The organism is Leclercia pneumoniae, assembly GCF_017348915.1.
In the GTDB taxonomy this organism is placed as follows: Bacteria; Pseudomonadota; Gammaproteobacteria; order Enterobacterales; family Enterobacteriaceae; genus Enterobacter; species Enterobacter pneumoniae.
In genome coordinates this window covers 3,511,726-3,529,136 of record NZ_CP071383.1, presented here as the reverse complement: position 1 = coordinate 3,529,136, position 17,411 = coordinate 3,511,726, and the positions used below count along the sequence as shown (strand labels likewise).

Here is a 17,411-nt window from a genome sequence, read left to right as displayed (position 1 = left end):
GCCATTTTGCTCTGGATGACTTTTCTTCAGAGAGCCGACGCAAACGTTCATATTGCTGCAATAGTTTTTTTTGATATGTTGGCTGGAGCGGATTTAAATCCAGCACAACATCAGTTCAGACAATCAGACAGGGTCGGGTAAATGGCAAAGGTATCACTGGAGAAAGACAAAATTAAATTTCTGCTGGTCGAAGGGGTGCATCAAAAAGCACTGGATAGCCTTCGTGCGGCGGGTTACACCAACATTGAGTTTCATAAAGGTGCGCTGGACACTGAACAGCTGAAAGAGTCGATCCGTGATGCACACTTCATTGGCCTGCGATCCCGTACCCAACTGACCGAAGACGTTATCTCCGCCGCTGAGAAGCTGGTTGCTATCGGCTGCTTCTGTATTGGCACTAACCAGGTTGATCTTGGCGCTGCAGCGAAACGCGGTATTCCGGTGTTTAACGCACCGTTCTCAAACACCCGTTCTGTTGCCGAGCTGGTTATTGGCGAACTGCTGTTGCTGCTGCGTGGTATTCCGGAAGCGAATGCCAAAGCACACCGCGGTATCTGGAACAAACTGGCGTCCGGCTCTTTCGAAGCGCGCGGTAAGAAACTGGGCATCATCGGCTACGGCCATATCGGTACTCAGCTCGGTATTCTGGCGGAATCTCTCGGGATGAACGTCTTCTTTTACGATATTGAGAGCAAATTGCCGCTGGGCAACGCGACTCAGGTTCAGCATCTCTCCGACCTGCTGAATATGAGCGACGTGGTGAGCCTGCACGTGCCAGAAAATGCTTCCACCAAAAACATGATGGGTGCGGAAGAGCTGGCGCTGATGAAGCCCGGTTCACTGCTGATTAACGCCGCACGCGGTACCGTGGTCGATATTCCGGCTCTGTGCGATGCCCTGAAGCGTAAACACCTGGCGGGTGCCGCCATCGACGTCTTCCCGACTGAACCGGCAACCAACAGCGATCCCTTTACCTCTCCGCTGTGCGAATTCGACAACGTGATCCTGACGCCGCACATTGGTGGCTCAACGCAGGAAGCGCAGGAGAATATCGGTCTGGAAGTGGCGGGCAAGCTGAGCAAATACTCCGATAACGGTTCGACGCTCTCTGCCGTGAACTTCCCGGAAGTGTCTCTGCCGCTTCACGGTGGCCGTCGTCTGCTGCACATCCATGAAAACCGACCAGGCGTGCTTACCGCCATCAACCAGATCTTCGCCGAGCAGGGCGTGAACATCGCGGCTCAGTATCTGCAAACTAACGCCCAGATGGGCTACGTGGTTATCGATATTGAAGCAGATGAAGATGTGGCGGAGAAAGCGCTGCAGAGCATGAAGGCGATTCCGGGCACCATTCGCGCCCGTCTGCTGTACTAATCCTGCAAGTTTGTCGGGTAGCGTTCGCGCTTACCCGACATCTCTACCACTCCCACACTCTGGACGGGGTAACCACCGCAGGCAGCGGAATATCCCATTTCTCAACCGGCAGCGCTTCCACTCTCTGACAATCATGAGCATAACCCACAGGCTGCAGGCCATACTGCTGCCAGTTTTGCAGGGTACGATCGTAAAAACCGCCCCCCATCCCCAGACGTTGGCCGTGCTCATCAAAGGCGACCAGAGGCGTAATCAATACATCCAATTCGCTCAGAGGCAGCACGTCACGAACATCCAGTTTTGGCTCGGTGATTTTCATACGATTCACCACCAGCTCGCTGTGGGGATGGTAGTGCAGGAAGAGTAAATGGCCTGGGCTGAAGGGGTGCAATACGGGCAAATAGACCTTCTTGCCGGCGCGCCACAGCGCATCGATAAGCGGTCGGGTATCCAGTTCGCCATCAAACGACAAAAACAGTGCCACGGTATGGGCCATCAATACGGGTGGCCAGGCCATCATGCGGGCGGCGGCTTGTTGGGCAAAAAGGGTTTGCTGTTCGGCGGATAATGCGCGACGACGCTGGCGAATAGATTGACGAATGGCTTGTCGGGATGAAGAGACTTCAGGAAGTTGCGTCATGGGTAATGAAGAGGTAGTAGGAAGAGAGGGAATCTCCGAGATGCCGCCGCGGGCTGTAACCCTTGAACCCTTGGTTCAAGGTGAATGTGTCGTCATAGTCTTAAGGCTTCTCGGACGAACCGAGCATGCTCACCGACCATGGAGCGCCACATTCTTGTGGTATGAAATATCGGCTCAGGGGACTGGCCCACATGCAAACATCTCAGAGAAATTTTTTCTTCACAGTCACTCTACCATAGTCAACTGTGAAGCGTTATTCAAAGTTTTGCCCCGTTCTTTCGGTAATGCGACCCTGATCAAGTAACGCCTGTTCAATGGTCTGCTGGAGCATTTTAATACGTTGTTCCATGCTCGCCGCGTAATCGCGGGTCTTCGCTTTTTCCTGAGTCAGTTCATAACTGATGTTCAACGCGGCAATAAAAACCAGTTGCTCAGTATTGGTGACTCTAGTGCGTTCTTTTAGATCTTGCAACCGCTGATTCAGATCATCCGCAGCCTGATTCAGAGCATCCCTTTGTTCAGGCGGGCAATTCACTCGCAGCGAGCGGCCAAAAATTTGGATATCGACGGGTTGTGCAGACATGCCACCTTCCTGCTGTTTGACTGCGCTACCTTCACATCCGGCCCGGGGCCTGCGAAGGGGCGACACTATAGCTACCCTGGTGCGGAGATACAAGCCCTTTTCTGGTGTCACCAGGGTCCAAAGTGGTAGCATATCATGAATATTCCTCCCAATGATGACGAATGCGCATGTCTATACAGAACGAAATGCCTGGCTACAACGAATTTGGCCAGTTACTGAACCAGCAGGGCGTGGGGCTCACCCCGGCTGAAATGCACGGTCTGATCAGCGGGATGCTGTGTGGTGGAAACAACGACAGCTCATGGCTGCCGCTGGTTCACGACCTGACTAACGAAGGGCTGGCTTTTGGCCACGAGCTGGCCGAGGCCCTGCGAAAAATGCACGCCGCGACCAGCGATTCACTGGAAGATGACGGCTTCCTTTTTCAGCTTTATCTGCCTGAAGGCGATGAGGTCAGCGTCTTTGAGCGCGCCGACGCGCTGGCCGGTTGGGTTAACCACTACCTGCTTGGCCTGGGGGTAACGCAGCCGAAGCTGGATAAAGTGACCGGTGAGGCGGGTGAAGCCATCGATGATCTGCGTAATATCGCCCAGTTAGGCTATGACGAAGACGAAGACCAGGAAGAGCTGGAGATGTCTCTCGAAGAGATCATTGAGTATGTACGCGTAGCATCGCTGCTGTGCCATGACGCATTTACGCGCGTGAAACCGACAGCACCGGAAGTTAAGAAGCCAACCTTACATTAAGATCAACCACTGGAGGGTGTCATGACTCAGCAAGAGTATCTTCGCCGCCGTCAGGCGCTGTTGGCGACCATGAAGCCAGGCAGCGCCGCGCTTATTTTCGCCGCACCGGAAGCCACACGCAGCAACGACAGCGAGTACCCCTATCGCCAGAGCAGCGATTTTTGGTACTTCACCGGCTTTAATGAGCCCGAAGCCGTGCTGGTGCTGATTAAGAGCGATGACACCCATAACCACAGCGTGTTGTTTAACCGGGTACGCGACCTGACGGCCGAGATCTGGTTTGGCCGTCGGCTGGGGCAGGAGGCGGCACCAGAAAAACTGGGCGTAGACCGTGCGCTGGCCTTCAGTGAGATCAATGAACAGCTCGCGCAACTGCTCAATGGGCTGGACGAGGTCTACCACGCCCAGGGCGAGTATGCGTATGCCGATGAGATTGTATTTACTGCGCTCGATACGCTGCGCAAAGGCTCACGGCAGAACCTGAAGGCACCAGCATCTGTGACTGACTGGCGCCCTGTCGTGCATGAGATGCGCCTGTTTAAATCGCCCGAGGAGCTGGAGGTAATGCGTCGCGCCGGTGAGATCAGTGCCCTGGCGCATACCCGCGCCATGGAACGCTGCCGCCCCGGGATGTTTGAATATCAGCTGGAGGGGGAAATTCTGCACGAGTTTACCCGCCACGGCGCGCGTTTCCCCTCTTACAACACTATCGTTGGCGGCGGCGAAAACGGCTGCATTCTGCATTACACTGAAAACGAATCCGAACTTCGCGATGGGGATCTGGTGCTGATCGATGCAGGGTGTGAGTATAAAGGCTATGCGGGAGACATTACCCGTACCTTCCCGGTTAACGGTAAGTTCACCCCTGCCCAGCGTGCGATTTACGATATTGTCCTCGATTCGCTGGAGACGGCGCTGACCCTTTTCCGCCCTGGCACCACCATTCAGGAGGTGACCGGTGAAGTGGTGCGTATTATGGTCACCGGGCTGGTCAATCTCGAAATCCTCAAAGGTGACGTGGAGCAGCTTATTGCAGAGAACGCACATCGCGCCTTCTTTATGCACGGACTTAGTCACTGGCTGGGGCTGGATGTCCACGATGTCGGTTTCTATGGCCCGGACCGCTCCCGCGTGCTGGAGCCGGGAATGGTGCTCACCGTTGAGCCCGGTCTGTACATTGCCCCGGATGCCGATGTCCCGGCGCAATATCGCGGAATCGGTATTCGTATTGAAGACGATATTGTGATTACCGAAACCGGTAATGAAAACCTGACGGCGACGGTAGTGAAAAAAGCCGACGATATCGAAGCGTTGATGGCGGCGGCGCGCGCATGAGCGTCATCATCGTAGGCGGCGGCATGACCGGCGCGACGCTGGCGCTGGCGATCTCCCGGCTTACCCGGGGGCAATTACCCGTCCATCTTATTGAAGCCGTCGCACCACAGCGTAACGACCATCCGGGTTTCGATGCCCGTGCTATCGCTATCGCGCAGGGTACCTGTCAGCACCTTGCCCGCATCGGTATCTGGCAGGCGATTGCCGACTGCGCGACGGCGATCAAGACCGTGCACGTGAGCGATCGCGGTCACGCCGGGTTCGTCACCCTTGAAGCGCAGGATTATCGTATCGATGCCCTTGGACAGGTAGTCGAGCTCCATGATGTGGGGTTGCGGCTTTTCCGTCTGTTAAAAGAGGCGCCGGGCGTGACGCTGCATTGTCCGGCACGTGTTACCCATTTCACGCGTAGTGACGATCAGGTCAGCGTGACGCTTGATGATGGCAGCTCTCTCACGGGTGAGTTGCTGGTGGCCGCCGATGGCTCGCGTTCAGCGCTGGGCCAGCAGTGTGGTATCCAGTGGCAGCAGCAGCCTTATCACCAGTTGGCGGTTATCGCCAACGTTGCCACCGCCGTGGCGCATCAGGGCCGTGCCTTTGAGCGTTTCACCGAATACGGCCCTCTGGCGATGCTGCCCATGTCTGAGGGGCGCAGTTCGCTGGTCTGGAGCCATCCGCTGGAGAAAGCGGACGAGATCAAAGGCTGGTCTGACGAACGTTTTCGCAACGAATTACAACAGGCTTTCGGCTGGCGGTTAGGGCGCATTACCCATGTTGGGCAGCGCGCACATTATCCGCTGGCGCTCACCACCGCCAGTCAGGCTATTTCCCATCGCGTAGCGCTGGTGGGTAACGCCGCCCAGACCCTGCACCCGATTGCCGGGCAGGGCTTTAATCTGGGGCTGCGCGACGTGATGACCCTCGCCGAAACGCTGGCGCAGGCATTTTTCGGACAAGAAGATTGCGGGGCGTATCCCCTGTTATGCCAATATCAACACCGTCGTCAGCGCGATAAAGAGGCGACCATCGGCGTCACCGATGGGCTGGTGCATCTGTTCGCTAACCGCTGGGCCCCGCTGGTTGCGGGGCGCAACTTAGGGCTGATGGCGATGGAATTATTCATTCCGGCACGCGACGTGCTGGCGCAGAGGACTCTCGGTTGGGTCGCTCGCTAAGGAGTTAACAAGTGCAGAATGTTGATGTTGCCATTGTCGGTGGTGGGATGGTTGGGCTGGCGTTAGCCTGTGGTTTACAGGGTAGCGGCCTGCGCGTGGCGGTACTCGAACAGCAGCCGCCTCAGCCCATAGCCGCCGATGCGGCACCCGAATTGCGCGTGTCGGCCATCAATGCCGCCAGCGAAAAGCTGCTTACCCGCCTTGGCGTCTGGTCTGATATCGTTGCGCGCCGCGCCAGTTGCTATCACGGTATGGAAGTGTGGGAGAAAGACAGCTTCGGTCACATTGCCTTTGATGACGAGAGCCTGGGCTATAGCCATCTCGGCCACATTGTTGAAAATGCAGTGATTCACCAGGCGCTGTGGCAAAAAGCTGAACAGTGCAGCGATGTCACGCTACTGGCGCCGGCGCAAATCCAGCAGGTAGCCTGGGGAGAAAATGAGGCGTTTCTCACCCTGCAAAGCGGCGAAATGCTCACGGCACGCCTGATGGTGGGAGCCGATGGCGCCAACTCCTGGCTGCGTAACAAAGCCGATATCCCCTTGACCTGGTGGGACTACCATCACCATGCGCTGGTAGCGACGATCCGCACCGCTGAGCCGCATCAGGCCGTGGCGCGGCAGATTTTCCACAATGACGGCATTCTGGCCTTTTTACCGCTCAGCGATCCCCATCTCTGTTCCATCGTCTGGTCGCTCTCTCCCGATGCGGCACAGGCCATGCGTGATGCTACACCAGAGGCCTTTAACCAGGCGCTTTGCGTGGCATTTGATAACCGCCTGGGGCTCTGCAGCGTCGAAAGCGAACGTGTTGTCTTCCCGCTGACGGGGCGTTATGCCCGCCAGTTTGCCGCGCATCGTCTGGCGCTGGTGGGGGATGCTGCCCACACCATTCATCCGCTGGCCGGGCAGGGGGTCAATCTCGGCTTTATGGATGCCGCGGAGCTGGTCGCGGAGTTGCGTCGTCTGCATCAGCAGGGCAAAGACATTGGCCAGCATCTCTATCTGCGCCGCTATGAGCGCAGCCGCAAACATAGCGCCGCCATGATGCTGGCAGGGATGCAGGGTTTTCGCGAACTCTTTGCCGGAGCTAACCCGGCCAAAAAATTGCTGCGCGACCTGGGTCTGAAGCTGGCCGATACCCTTCCGGGCGTGAAACCCCAACTTTTACGCCAGGCAATGGGTCTGAACGACCTGCCGGACTGGCTGCGCTAAATAAGACCCCCGTCACACTTTCCTTTCCCGGCCTACTGGCCGGGTGTTTCTCCTCGTTTGAAATAATCTAATTTCACCCGCCTTTTCGCATTAATAAAACTAATGTAGTGATTTTTATGTTGCGGAAAATCATCCCGTTTTTCCAGATTAAATATCATTTTTAACAGAATGCAGCGGGTGTGATGCTGGATTTGTGCGGCCTGTATCGCATAATTCTAGTGAATAACTCTGTAGGCTTTCGGCACCTTTTTGGTCATAAGCTAATGTGATGGCCCATTTTCGCTTATGGTTTGCCGCCGTTTTCGGTGGTAAGTTCAGGTCAAAGAGAACGTTTGCGTCGACATCCAGGAGTGGTGCCGATGCCGGGTTTCGTGGGGATAAAACCGCATGAAACGCAAAGATAGCCCTGCTTATTCAACGAGGAAAAGATGGCTCAACAGACTCCTTTGTACGAACAGCACACGTTATGTGGCGCGCGCATGGTGGATTTCCATGGCTGGATGATGCCGCTGCACTACGGCTCACAAATTGATGAGCACCACGCCGTGCGCACCGATGCCGGCATGTTCGACGTTTCCCACATGACCATTGTCGATCTGCACGGCAGCCGCACCCGGGAGTTTTTACGTTATCTGCTGGCCAACGACGTCGCCAAACTGAAGACGCCGGGAAAAGCGCTCTATACCGGCATGCTCAATGCCTCCGGCGGCGTGATTGATGACCTCATCGTCTATTACTTCACTGAAGATTTCTTCCGCCTCGTTGTAAACTCCGCCACCCGCGAAAAAGACCTCTCCTGGATTACCCAACACGCCGAACCTTACGCCATCGACATCACCGTCCGTGACGATCTGTCGCTGATTGCCGTTCAGGGGCCGAATGCCCAGGCGAAAGCTGCAACGCTGTTTAGCGATGAGCAGCGTAACGCCACCGAAGGCATGAAGCCGTTCTTTGGTGTGCAGGCAGGTGACCTGTTCATTGCCACCACCGGTTACACCGGCGAGGCGGGTTATGAAATTGCCATGCCTAACGAGAAAGCCGCTGATTTCTGGCGTGCGCTGGTAGAAGCCGGCGTGAAACCGGCAGGCCTGGGGGCGCGCGATACGCTGCGTCTGGAAGCCGGTATGAATTTATATGGCCAGGAGATGGACGAAGGCGTCTCTCCGCTGGCTGCGAATATGGGCTGGACCATTGCCTGGGAACCGGCTGACCGTGACTTTATCGGTCGCGAAGCGCTGGAGATGCAGCGTGAGAAGGGCACCGAACAGCTGGTTGGCCTGGTTATGAAAGACAAAGGCGTGCTGCGCGGTGAACTGCCGGTGCGCTTCACCGATGCCGATGGCAATCATCGCGAAGGGGTGATCACCAGCGGCACCTTCTCGCCGACCCTGGGCTACAGCATTGCGCTGGCACGCGTACCGGCGGGCATTGGCGAAACTGCCGTTGTACAGATCCGCAATCGCGAGATGCCGGTTGCCGTCACTAAACCGATTTTTGTTCGCGCCGGTAAGCCGGTCGTCTAATTATTTTTATCAGGAGAACTTCAATGAGCAATGTGCCAGCAGAACTGAAATACAGCAAAGAACACGAGTGGCTGCGCAAAGAGGCGGACGGCACTTACACGGTAGGCATCACCGAGCATGCGCAAGAGTTGCTGGGTGACATGGTCTTTGTTGACCTGCCGGAAGTGGGCGCGACCGTTAGCGCAGGCGATGACTGTGCGGTGGCGGAGTCTGTGAAAGCCGCTTCTGACATCTACGCGCCGGTTGGCGGCGAAATCGTTGCCGTGAATGACGCGCTGAGCGACTCCCCGGAACTGGTAAACAGCGAGCCTTACGCGGGCGGCTGGATCTTTAAAATCAAAGCCAGCGATGAAGCGGAAGTTGCCGCGCTGCTGGATGCTACCGCGTACGAAGCACTGTTAGAAGACGAGTAAGCCTTTTCCCTCTTCCCTTTGGGGAGAGGGTAGGGTGAGGGGAACAGACGACACCCTCACCCCAGCCCTCTCCCTCAGGGAGAGGGAGAATACACATTCACTGCACGTTTCAGGAACCATCGCTCATGACACAGACTTTAAGCCAGCTTGAAAATCGTGGCGCCTTTATTGAACGTCACATCGGGCCGGATGCTCAGCAACAGCAGGAGATGCTGAACACGGTTGGCGCAGATTCATTAAACGCCCTGATCGGCCAGATCGTGCCAAAAGACATCCAGCTTGCCACACCGCCGCAGGTAGGCGATGCCACGACGGAATTTGCCGCGCTGGCGGAGCTGAAGGCGATTGCCGGCCTTAACAAGCGCTTTAAGTCTTACATTGGCATGGGCTACACCCCGGTACAGTTGCCGCCGGTTATTCTGCGCAATATGCTGGAAAATCCGGGCTGGTACACCGCCTATACGCCGTATCAGCCGGAAGTCTCTCAGGGCCGTCTGGAAGCGCTGCTGAACTTCCAGCAGGTGACGCTGGATCTGACGGGGCTGGATATTGCTTCTGCCTCACTGCTGGATGAAGCCACCGCCGCTGCCGAAGCCATGGCGATGGCAAAACGCGTCAGCAAACTGAAGGGCGCAAACCGCTTCTTCGTCGCGGCCGATATCCATCCGCAAACTCTGGACGTAGTACGTACCCGTGCGGAAACTTTCGGGTTTGACGTCATTGTGGATGATGCCGAAAAGGCGAAGGATCATCAGGATGTCTTTGGCGTGCTGTTGCAGCAGGTGGGCACCACCGGTGAAGTCCACGATTACAGCGATCTTATTGCTGAGCTGAAAGCCCGTAAAATCGTGGTCAGCGTAGCGGCCGATTTTATGTCACTGGTACTGCTCACGGCGCCGGGTAAACAGGGGGCGGACATCGTCTTCGGCTCTGCCCAGCGCTTTGGCGTTCCGATGGGCTACGGTGGCCCGCACGCGGCCTTCTTTGCCGCAAAAGATGAATTCAAACGCTCCATGCCGGGCCGTATTATCGGCGTCTCTAAAGATGCGGCCGGTAATACCGCGCTGCGCATGGCGATGCAGACGCGCGAGCAGCATATCCGCCGCGAGAAAGCGAACTCCAATATCTGTACCTCTCAGGTACTGCTGGCCAACATCGCCAGCCTGTATGCCGTCTTCCATGGCCCGGTTGGCCTGAAGCGCATTGCTTCCCGCATTCATCGCTTCGCCGATATTCTGGCGACGGGTCTGCAGCAAAAAGGGCAAAAGCTGCGTCACGCCCACTTCTTCGACACCCTGTGTGTTGAGGTTGCCGACAAGGCCGCAGTGCTGGCGCGCGCCGAGGCCGCAGAGATTAACCTGCGCAGCGACATCCTGAACGCGGTGGGTATTACGCTGAACGAAACCACGACCCGCGACGATATTGCAGCGCTGTTCGACGTCCTGCTGGGTGCAGACCATGGCCTGAACATCGACACGCTGGATAAAGAGGTGGCGCACGATAGCCGCTCCATCCAGGAAAGCATGCTGCGTAACGACGACATCCTGACCCATCCGGTCTTTAACCGTTACCACAGCGAAACGGAGATGATGCGTTATATGCACTCTCTGGAGCGCAAAGATCTGGCGCTGAACCAGGCAATGATCCCGCTGGGGTCATGCACCATGAAGCTCAACGCCGCGGCCGAGATGATCCCGATCACCTGGCCGGAATTCGCCGAGCTGCACCCGTTCTGCCCCGCAGATCAGGCGGAAGGTTACCACCAGATGATCAACCAGCTCTCTGACTGGCTGGTGAAGCTGACCGGCTACGACGCGCTCTGCATGCAGCCGAACTCCGGCGCGCAGGGTGAATACGCGGGCCTGCTGGCGATTCGCCACTATCATGAAAGCCGCAACGAAGGGCATCGCGATATCTGCCTGATCCCAAGCTCCGCGCACGGCACCAACCCAGCCTCTGCTCAGATGGCGGGTATGGAAGTGGTGGTGGTCGCTTGCGATAAGAACGGCAACATTGATCTTGCGGATCTGCGGGCGAAAGCCGAGCAGACCGGTGACAAGCTCTCCTGCATCATGGTCACTTACCCGTCCACTCACGGTGTGTACGAAGAGACTATCCGCGAAGTCTGCGAAATCGTGCACCAGTATGGCGGCCAGGTTTACCTGGATGGCGCCAACATGAATGCCCAGGTGGGTATCACGACCCCAGGCTTTATCGGCGCGGACGTCTCCCACCTGAACCTGCATAAAACCTTCTGCATCCCACACGGTGGCGGCGGACCAGGTATGGGGCCGATTGGCGTGAAAGCGCACCTGGCGCCGTTTGTTCCGGGCCATAGCGTGGTGCAGATCGAAGGCATGCTGACCCGTCAGGGCGCGGTCTCTGCGGCACCGTTTGGCAGCGCTTCTATCCTGCCAATCAGCTGGATGTATATCCGCATGATGGGTGCCGAAGGGCTGAAGCAGGCAAGCCAGGTCGCCATCCTCAACGCGAACTACATTGCGACGCGTCTGAAAGATGCCTATCCGGTGCTCTACACGGGCCGTGATGGCCGCGTAGCACACGAGTGCATTCTGGATATCCGTCCGCTGAAAGAAGAGACCGGCATCAGCGAACTGGATATTGCTAAACGTCTGATCGACTACGGCTTCCACGCGCCAACCATGTCCTTCCCGGTTGCCGGAACCCTGATGGTTGAGCCAACCGAGTCTGAAAGCAAAGTCGAGCTGGACCGCTTTATCGATGCGATGCTGGCGATCCGCAGTGAGATTGACCGCGTGAAATCGGGTGAGTGGACGCTTACCGATAACCCACTGGTAAATGCCCCGCATACCCAGAACGAACTGGTGGCGGAGTGGAACCACGGTTACACCCGCGAACTGGCGGTCTTCCCGGCGGGTGTGGCAAACAAATACTGGCCGACGGTTAAACGTCTGGACGATGTCTACGGCGACCGGAATCTGTTCTGCTCTTGCGTGCCGATGAGCGAATACCAGTAACCCCCCACTGATTAACAAACCGGGTAAGCGCATGCGCTACCCGGTTTTTTTTTAAGGAGTGAACAATGGCAATCGCACTGGTTACCGGCGCCAGCCGGGGGATTGGCAAAGCTACCGCGCTGCAGCTGGCCCGTGAAGGTTATACCGTGGCGGTTAACTACCATCACAACATCCACGCCGCAACGCAGGTCATTAATGCCATACAGGACGCAGGCGGCAGGGCGTTTGCATTGCGCGCCGATATCAGCGATGAAGCGCAGGTGCTGGCAATGTTTGAAAGTCTCGATCGTGAAGGAGAACCGCTCACCGCCCTGGTCAATAATGCCGGCATTCTGTTTGAACAGAGCACGATTGAGAATCTCTCTGCCGAGCGCATTAACCGGGTGCTGGCGACCAACGTCACTGGCTATTTCCTCTGCTGCCGTGAGGCGGTCAAACGCATGGCGCACAACCACGGGGGTAAAGGCGGGGCGATTGTGAACGTCTCTTCTGCCGCCTCTCGCCTTGGCGCACCGGGCGAGTATGTGGATTATGCCGCGTCGAAAGGGGCCGTGGATTCGCTGACCACCGGCTTAGCGCTGGAAGTGGCAGCGCAGGGGATCCGCGTGAACTGCGTGCGTCCGGGGCTGATTTACACCGATATTCATGCTTCTGGCGGTGAGCCGGGCCGTGTCGATCGGGTGAAGTCGATGTTGCCGATGCAGCGCGGTGGGCAGCCGGAAGAGGTGGCACAGGCGATTGTCTGGCTGCTGAGCGAGAAGGCGTCGTACGTGACGGGCAGTTTTCTTGAATTAGCGGGCGGGAAATAGAACCTCTCCCCGCAGGGGAGAGGCCATGTGCCCGTGGGGCTTAAAGCGTTTCGCCGTTACTGGCGATGACGGTTTTATACCACTCAAAGCTCTTCTTACGGGAGCGCGACATGTCGCCCGTACCGTCGTCGTGCTTGTTCACATAGATAAAGCCGTAACGCTTGCTGTATTGACCCGTGGTGAACGACACACAGTCGATGCAGCCCCACGGGGTATAGCCCATCAGATCTACACCATCGTAGGTGACGGCTTTTATCATCTCTTCGACGTGGGCGCGCAGATAGTCGATGCGGTAATCATCGTTGATGCTGCCGTCCTCTTCCACTTTATCGTAGGCGCCGAACCCGTTTTCCACGATGAACAGCGGCTTCTGATAGCGTTCATACAGCTCGCACAGTGCGTAGCGCAGGCCCACCGGATCAATCTGCCACCCCCAGTCAGAGGCTTTGACGTGCGGGTTCGGCACGCTACCTTCGAAGCCGGAAATTGCATCGCCGGTACCGCCCTCTGCCTTCACGGCGTTGGTCATGTAGTAGCTAAAGCCTAAATAGTCGCAGGTGCCTTCGCGCAGGATCTGCTCGTCGCCCGCTTCCATATTGATAGAGAAGCCGCGGCGTTCCCACTCGTTCAGCACGTAAGACGGGTAGTAGCCGCGCAGCTGAACATCGGTAAAGACATAACGCTCACGCATGGATTCCTGGGCATACATCACGTCTTCTGGCTTGCAGGAGAACGGATAGAGCGCCACCATCGCCAGCATGCAGCCGACTTTCATCTCCGGGTTAATGCGACGCGCGGCTTTCACCGCCAGGGCGCTGGCCACGAACTGGTGATGCAGCACCTGGTACATGGTCTCTTCCGGATTAGCATGCTCGGTATAGACCACGCCGGAGCAGCAGTAGCCGAACAGCGGCGCACGCCAGTTACGCTGGTTATTGATTTCGTTAAAGGTCATCCAGTACTTGACCTTATTTTTGTAGCGCTCGAAGACCACTTCAGAGAAGCGCACAAAGAAATCGACCACTTTACGGTTGGTCCAGCCGCCGTATTCCTGCACCAGATGCAGCGGCATTTCGAAGTGGGAGAGGGTGATCACCGGCTCGATGTTGTACTTCAGCATCTCATCGAACATCTCATCGTAGAACTTCAGCCCTTCTTCGTTTGGCTGGGTTTCATCCCCTTTCGGGAAGATACGGGTCCAGGCGATGGAGGTGCGGAAACATTTGAAGCCCATTTCGGCAAACAGCTTAATGTCTTCTTTATAGTGGCCGTAAAAGTCGACCGCCTCATGGTTCGGATAGTATTTCCCCGGCACCACTTGCTGGGTGATTTCACGCGGTACGCCATGGGCACCGCCGGTCAGCACGTCACAAATGCTCGGCCCTTTGCCGCCTTTGTTCCAGCCGCCTTCGACCTGATGCGCCGCAACCGCGCCGCCCCATAAAAAGTCTTTTGGTAAGGTGAGTTTTTTCATCTTTGCTAATCTCGTTAATTACGTTCTGTTTTCGAGTCTAACAAAGGGGAATTAAAAGTCACGATATAACAATTCGCGCTAAATGTGATTTGTTACATCAAAAAAACAGGATGTTTTATTCTGTCAGTTTCTTCGCCAGTTTACGGCCTAAAGATTCCAGAATATAAATCACCGGGATCTGAGTGGTAATATCGTAGACGCCGCCGATGCGCGTTTGAGGCACATGCCAGGAGAGATTAAAGTCGGCCAGCTTCGCCAGGCGAGAGTGCTCGTGACTGGTAATGGAGAGTACCTTGCAGTGATGCAGGCTGAACTGGCTGGCGAAGCGCAGGATCTCTTCGGTTTCGCCCGAGACAGAGAGGACAATAGCCAGGGCGTTTTTAGCCATATCGTTAGTCACGGGGAAATAAGGATCGTCGATATGGTTGCTAAATTTTCCGATATTTGAGAAAAAGCGTGCGCCATATTTTGCCAGGGAGCCAGAGGTGCCCGCGCCGACAAATATAATTCGTTCAGAAGATAAAATAATATCTACAGCCTCGTCGAGCAGGGCATCAAACTCTTCGTTATTGACACCTTTAAAGAAGCTGATAATTTCGCTGGCGCCAAAATTAGCTTGTTGAGGTTCGTTCTGCTCTAAATAGAGTTTAAAGCGTACCCGAAATTCAGAATAACCTTCACAGTTAAGCTTGCGGCAAAAACGCAGCACGGTGGTCGTGGACACGCCCGCGGCATCTGCCAGCTCGCGAATGGTCATATACATGACTTTGTCGCGGTTTTTGATGACAAAGTTGTAGACCATCATCTCCAGATTATTGAGACTGGCAATCGCGGCGTGGGTGAACATACTCACTGTGGCAAAACTCTCATCGCAGACGTCATCGTTAAGGAATCATACCATGCAGCCAAACGACATCACTTTTTTTCAACGCTTTCAGGATGACATTCTGGCCGGGCGTAAGACCATTACCCTTCGCGATAAAAGCGAGTCGCATTTTAAAACAGGTGATATTTTGCGCGTTGGCCGCTATGAAGATGATGGCTATTTCTGCACCATCAAGGTGACCGGCACCGCGACCGTGACCCTGGATACGCTTGATGAACAACATGCACGACAAGAAAACATGACCTTGTCTGAGCTAAAGCAGGTCATCACCGACATCTATCCCGGGCAGACGCAGTTTTATCTCATTGAATTTGAATGTCTTTAACGTAGAGTGAACAGCTGTGCGGTGAGGTTTATATGTAACAATATGAAAAATATAACTTATCTGAAAATCAGACTTTATTTTAGCTAACAGGTGTTCACTGGAATCATTCTCAGTTAGCATAGTCTGGCGATACGTTATTTTTTTATGTTCTCCTGGAGACCTCTATGGTTAATAAACCATTACTCGCACAGGGATATTCACTGGCTGAGGAGATAGCCAACAGCATCAGCCACGGCATTGGCCTCGTCTTTGGTATTGTCGGTCTGGTGTTGCTGCTGGTGCAGGCGGTGGATGCTAACGCCAGTGCGATGGCTATCACCAGCTACAGTTTATACGGCGGAAGCATGATTTTGCTGTTCCTGGCCTCCACCCTTTATCACGCTATTCCACACCAGCGAGCCAAGATCTGGCTGAAGAAATTCGACCACTGCGCCATCTATCTGTTGATTGCCGGCACCTATACACCTTTCCTGCTGGTGGGGCTGGGTTCTCCGCTTGCGCGTGGGTTAATGATTGTTATCTGGAGTCTGGCGCTGCTGGGCATCCTGTTTAAACTGACCATCGCTCACCGCTTCAAAGTTCTGTCACTGGTCACCTATCTGACCATGGGCTGGCTGTCGCTGATTGTGGTCTATCAGCTGGCGGTGAAACTGTCGGCAGGCGGCGTGACCTTGCTTGCGGTAGGGGGCGTAATCTATTCGCTAGGGGTTATTTTCTACGTCTGCAAACGCATCCCTTACAACCACGCTATCTGGCACGGCTTCGTGCTGGGGGGAAGTGTCTGTCACTTCCTGGCGATTTATTTATATGTGGGGCAGGTGTAACCGCAGTGCGGCGCGCGCGCTCTCATAACAAAAAACGGTAACCTTCGGGTTACCGTTTTTTTTACTCGCCGTCTGTCAGGGCTATTACTCTTCCAGAGAGTAAGGCAGCGGCTCGATGCTTAATGTGTTGGCGTCATCACGTACACGGAACACGCTGTCAGGCTCCATATCGTTATTCATCACGACCTGCACCAGCAGGCGGCCATCATCAAGCTGAACGGCGGCCAGAACCGTACCGGTACGACGCCAGTTATCACCCATCTTCATTTCAAGGTCTTCGCCGGCTTCCGGAACGCGGCTGGCGGTGCCCGCCAGATACCAGAGCGCACGTTTATTCGCGCCACGGAACTTCGCCCGCGCCACCATCTCCTGGCCGGTATAGCACCCTTTTTTGAAACTGATGCCGCCCAGCGCCTGCAAATTCGTGGCCTGCGGAATAAATTGCCCACTGTTGGCGCTATCGATGACGGGCACACCGGCTTCAATGTTCAACGCCAGCCACTGCTGGCTGCCGTTCAGCTGCGCTTCGCCGCGCAGCGCTTCGGTCAGGCGCTCGGCCGTGGCGACGTCGGTGACCAGCAGGAAGCGTTCAGCGGGATGTTCAAACCACAAAATAGACGTAACGCCATCGGTGGTCAGCGGTTTGCTGGCATCCGGCAGCTCTGCAAACTGATTCGTCAGGGCAGCACGCGCCTGGAAACCTGCCACGCCCAGCAGCACGACCTCGTCGTCCGGCGAAAAAGTGACTTTGGAGAAGACCGCGTATTTTTTTAGCTCAGTCAGCTGAGCATCGCGCAGGTTGCGGCGCTCGATAAAAGCAAAGCCCTCGCCGCGACGGAACAGGCGCAGGTTACTCCACATTTTACCTTTTGCATCGCAGTGAGCCGCAAGCAGATGCTGGTGCTCCGTCAGTTGACCCACATCCGCAGTCACCTGGCCCTGCAGATATTTTTCGCTATCCGGGCCGGTAACGGAAACCAGCGCCCAGTCATCGAGGGTGATCAGCGTCAGCGGCAGACGCGCAGAGGCGACAGGCTGGCGCGGAGAGAAAGGGGTAAATGCCATAGTGATGTCCTGATTTGCTTAACGCT

General features: G+C 55.8%; 16 protein-coding genes and 1 other RNA gene. 11 read left to right on the top strand and 6 right to left on the bottom strand.

Features of this window, described 5'->3' with window-relative positions; all coding sequences use genetic code 11:
* Positions 1–141: 141 nt before the first annotated feature.
* Positions 142–1,374 carry a phosphoglycerate dehydrogenase gene (gene serA, locus JZ655_RS17080; protein ID WP_040074126.1) on the top strand — a complete coding sequence of 411 codons (1,233 nt, stop codon included), beginning with the start codon at positions 142–144 and terminating at the stop codon, positions 1,372–1,374.
* A 43-nt stretch (positions 1,375–1,417) separates the two neighbouring features.
* Here serA and JZ655_RS17075 read toward each other — a convergent pair whose 3' ends face one another.
* The 3 genes from JZ655_RS17075 to zapA form a co-directional block, all read right to left on the bottom strand.
* Positions 1,418–2,014, bottom strand: coding sequence for a 5-formyltetrahydrofolate cyclo-ligase (locus JZ655_RS17075; RefSeq protein ID WP_207292364.1), 597 nt, complete (start codon positions 2,012–2,014; stop codon positions 1,418–1,420).
* A 28-nt stretch (positions 2,015–2,042) separates the two neighbouring features.
* A non-coding RNA gene (gene ssrS, locus JZ655_RS17070) (6S RNA) lies at positions 2,043–2,226 on the bottom strand.
* Positions 2,227–2,267: 41 nt separating this feature from the next.
* Positions 2,268–2,597: a cell division protein ZapA gene (gene zapA / locus JZ655_RS17065; RefSeq protein ID WP_040074128.1), complete on the bottom strand. Its 330-nt coding sequence runs from the start codon at positions 2,595–2,597 to the stop codon at positions 2,268–2,270.
* Between the two features lie 167 nt (positions 2,598–2,764).
* Between zapA and JZ655_RS17060 the strand changes: the two genes are divergently transcribed.
* The 8 genes from JZ655_RS17060 (at position 2,765) to JZ655_RS17025 (ending at position 12,811) form a co-directional block, all read left to right on the top strand.
* On the top strand, positions 2,765–3,343 hold the full coding sequence (locus JZ655_RS17060) for a YecA/YgfB family protein (RefSeq protein ID WP_154298974.1): 579 nt from the start codon (positions 2,765–2,767) through the stop codon (positions 3,341–3,343).
* Positions 3,344–3,364: 21 nt separating this feature from the next.
* Complete coding sequence (gene pepP / locus JZ655_RS17055; protein ID WP_040074130.1) at positions 3,365–4,678, top strand: Xaa-Pro aminopeptidase; 1,314 nt, start codon at positions 3,365–3,367, stop codon at positions 4,676–4,678.
* Positions 4,675–5,853: a 2-octaprenyl-6-methoxyphenyl hydroxylase gene (gene ubiH / locus JZ655_RS17050; RefSeq protein ID WP_207292363.1), complete on the top strand. Its 1,179-nt coding sequence runs from the start codon at positions 4,675–4,677 to the stop codon at positions 5,851–5,853. The genes pepP and ubiH overlap by 4 nt, the downstream gene beginning before the upstream one ends.
* An 11-nt stretch (positions 5,854–5,864) precedes the next feature.
* Positions 5,865–7,067: an FAD-dependent 2-octaprenylphenol hydroxylase gene (ubiI, locus tag JZ655_RS17045; RefSeq protein WP_046887120.1), complete on the top strand. Its 1,203-nt coding sequence runs from the start codon at positions 5,865–5,867 to the stop codon at positions 7,065–7,067.
* A 428-nt stretch (positions 7,068–7,495) separates the two neighbouring features.
* The gene (gene gcvT / locus JZ655_RS17040; protein ID WP_207292362.1) at positions 7,496–8,590 is read left to right on the top strand and encodes a glycine cleavage system aminomethyltransferase GcvT; all 1,095 of its coding nucleotides are present in this window, start codon (positions 7,496–7,498) and stop codon (positions 8,588–8,590) included.
* Positions 8,591–8,613: 23 nt separating this feature from the next.
* Positions 8,614–9,003: a glycine cleavage system protein GcvH gene (gene gcvH / locus JZ655_RS17035; RefSeq protein ID WP_040074134.1), complete on the top strand. Its 390-nt coding sequence runs from the start codon at positions 8,614–8,616 to the stop codon at positions 9,001–9,003.
* Positions 9,004–9,128: 125 nt separating this feature from the next.
* Positions 9,129–12,002: an aminomethyl-transferring glycine dehydrogenase gene (gcvP, locus tag JZ655_RS17030; protein WP_207292361.1), complete on the top strand. Its 2,874-nt coding sequence runs from the start codon at positions 9,129–9,131 to the stop codon at positions 12,000–12,002.
* 65 nt (positions 12,003–12,067) lie between these two features.
* Entirely contained in the window at positions 12,068–12,811 is a 744-nt protein-coding gene (locus JZ655_RS17025) for an SDR family oxidoreductase (protein ID WP_046887117.1), read from the top strand.
* Between the two features lie 40 nt (positions 12,812–12,851).
* On the opposite strand, the gene JZ655_RS17020 is transcribed toward JZ655_RS17025, so the two are convergent.
* Positions 12,852–14,285, bottom strand: coding sequence for a 6-phospho-beta-glucosidase (locus tag JZ655_RS17020; protein ID WP_207292360.1), 1,434 nt, complete (start codon positions 14,283–14,285; stop codon positions 12,852–12,854).
* Between the two features lie 115 nt (positions 14,286–14,400).
* Positions 14,401–15,132: a MurR/RpiR family transcriptional regulator gene (locus JZ655_RS17015; protein ID WP_046887115.1), complete on the bottom strand. Its 732-nt coding sequence runs from the start codon at positions 15,130–15,132 to the stop codon at positions 14,401–14,403.
* A 52-nt stretch (positions 15,133–15,184) separates the two neighbouring features.
* Between JZ655_RS17015 and yqfB the strand changes: the two genes are divergently transcribed.
* Positions 15,185–15,496 carry a N(4)-acetylcytidine aminohydrolase gene (gene yqfB, locus JZ655_RS17010; protein ID WP_040074139.1) on the top strand — a complete coding sequence of 104 codons (312 nt, stop codon included), beginning with the start codon at positions 15,185–15,187 and terminating at the stop codon, positions 15,494–15,496.
* A gap of 164 nt (positions 15,497–15,660) precedes the next feature.
* A complete protein-coding gene (gene trhA, locus JZ655_RS17005; RefSeq protein WP_040074140.1) occupies positions 15,661–16,320 on the top strand; it encodes a PAQR family membrane homeostasis protein TrhA in 660 nt (219 codons plus the stop codon).
* Positions 16,321–16,404: 84 nt separating this feature from the next.
* On the opposite strand, the gene ygfZ is transcribed toward trhA, so the two are convergent.
* The gene (ygfZ, locus tag JZ655_RS17000) at positions 16,405–17,385 is read right to left on the bottom strand and encodes a tRNA-modifying protein YgfZ (RefSeq protein WP_207292359.1); all 981 of its coding nucleotides are present in this window, start codon (positions 17,383–17,385) and stop codon (positions 16,405–16,407) included.
* Positions 17,386–17,411: the final 26 nt, after the last annotated feature.

Excerpts from the sequence above, each read along its gene's own strand:
- JZ655_RS17020 (WP_207292360.1), bottom strand. The coding sequence starts at position 14,285 with ATGAAAAAACTCACCTTACCAAAAGACTTTTTATGGGGCGGCGCGGTT.
- zapA (WP_040074128.1), bottom strand. The coding sequence starts at position 2,597 with ATGTCTGCACAACCCGTCGATATCCAAATTTTTGGCCGCTCGCTGCGA.
- JZ655_RS17025 (WP_046887117.1), top strand. The coding sequence starts at position 12,068 with ATGGCAATCGCACTGGTTACCGGCGCCAGCCGGGGGATTGGCAAAGCT.
- JZ655_RS17060 (WP_154298974.1), top strand. The coding sequence starts at position 2,765 with ATGTCTATACAGAACGAAATGCCTGGCTACAACGAATTTGGCCAGTTA.
- ygfZ (WP_207292359.1), bottom strand. The coding sequence starts at position 17,385 with ATGGCATTTACCCCTTTCTCTCCGCGCCAGCCTGTCGCCTCTGCGCGT.
- yqfB (WP_040074139.1), top strand. The coding sequence starts at position 15,185 with ATGCAGCCAAACGACATCACTTTTTTTCAACGCTTTCAGGATGACATT.
- gcvP (WP_207292361.1), top strand. The coding sequence starts at position 9,129 with ATGACACAGACTTTAAGCCAGCTTGAAAATCGTGGCGCCTTTATTGAA.
- ubiH (WP_207292363.1), top strand. The coding sequence starts at position 4,675 with ATGAGCGTCATCATCGTAGGCGGCGGCATGACCGGCGCGACGCTGGCG.
- JZ655_RS17075 (WP_207292364.1), bottom strand. The coding sequence starts at position 2,014 with ATGACGCAACTTCCTGAAGTCTCTTCATCCCGACAAGCCATTCGTCAA.
- pepP (WP_040074130.1), top strand. The coding sequence starts at position 3,365 with ATGACTCAGCAAGAGTATCTTCGCCGCCGTCAGGCGCTGTTGGCGACC.
- serA (WP_040074126.1), top strand. The coding sequence starts at position 142 with ATGGCAAAGGTATCACTGGAGAAAGACAAAATTAAATTTCTGCTGGTC.
- trhA (WP_040074140.1), top strand. The coding sequence starts at position 15,661 with ATGGTTAATAAACCATTACTCGCACAGGGATATTCACTGGCTGAGGAG.
- JZ655_RS17015 (WP_046887115.1), bottom strand. The coding sequence starts at position 15,132 with ATGTTCACCCACGCCGCGATTGCCAGTCTCAATAATCTGGAGATGATG.
- gcvH (WP_040074134.1), top strand. The coding sequence starts at position 8,614 with ATGAGCAATGTGCCAGCAGAACTGAAATACAGCAAAGAACACGAGTGG.
- gcvT (WP_207292362.1), top strand. The coding sequence starts at position 7,496 with ATGGCTCAACAGACTCCTTTGTACGAACAGCACACGTTATGTGGCGCG.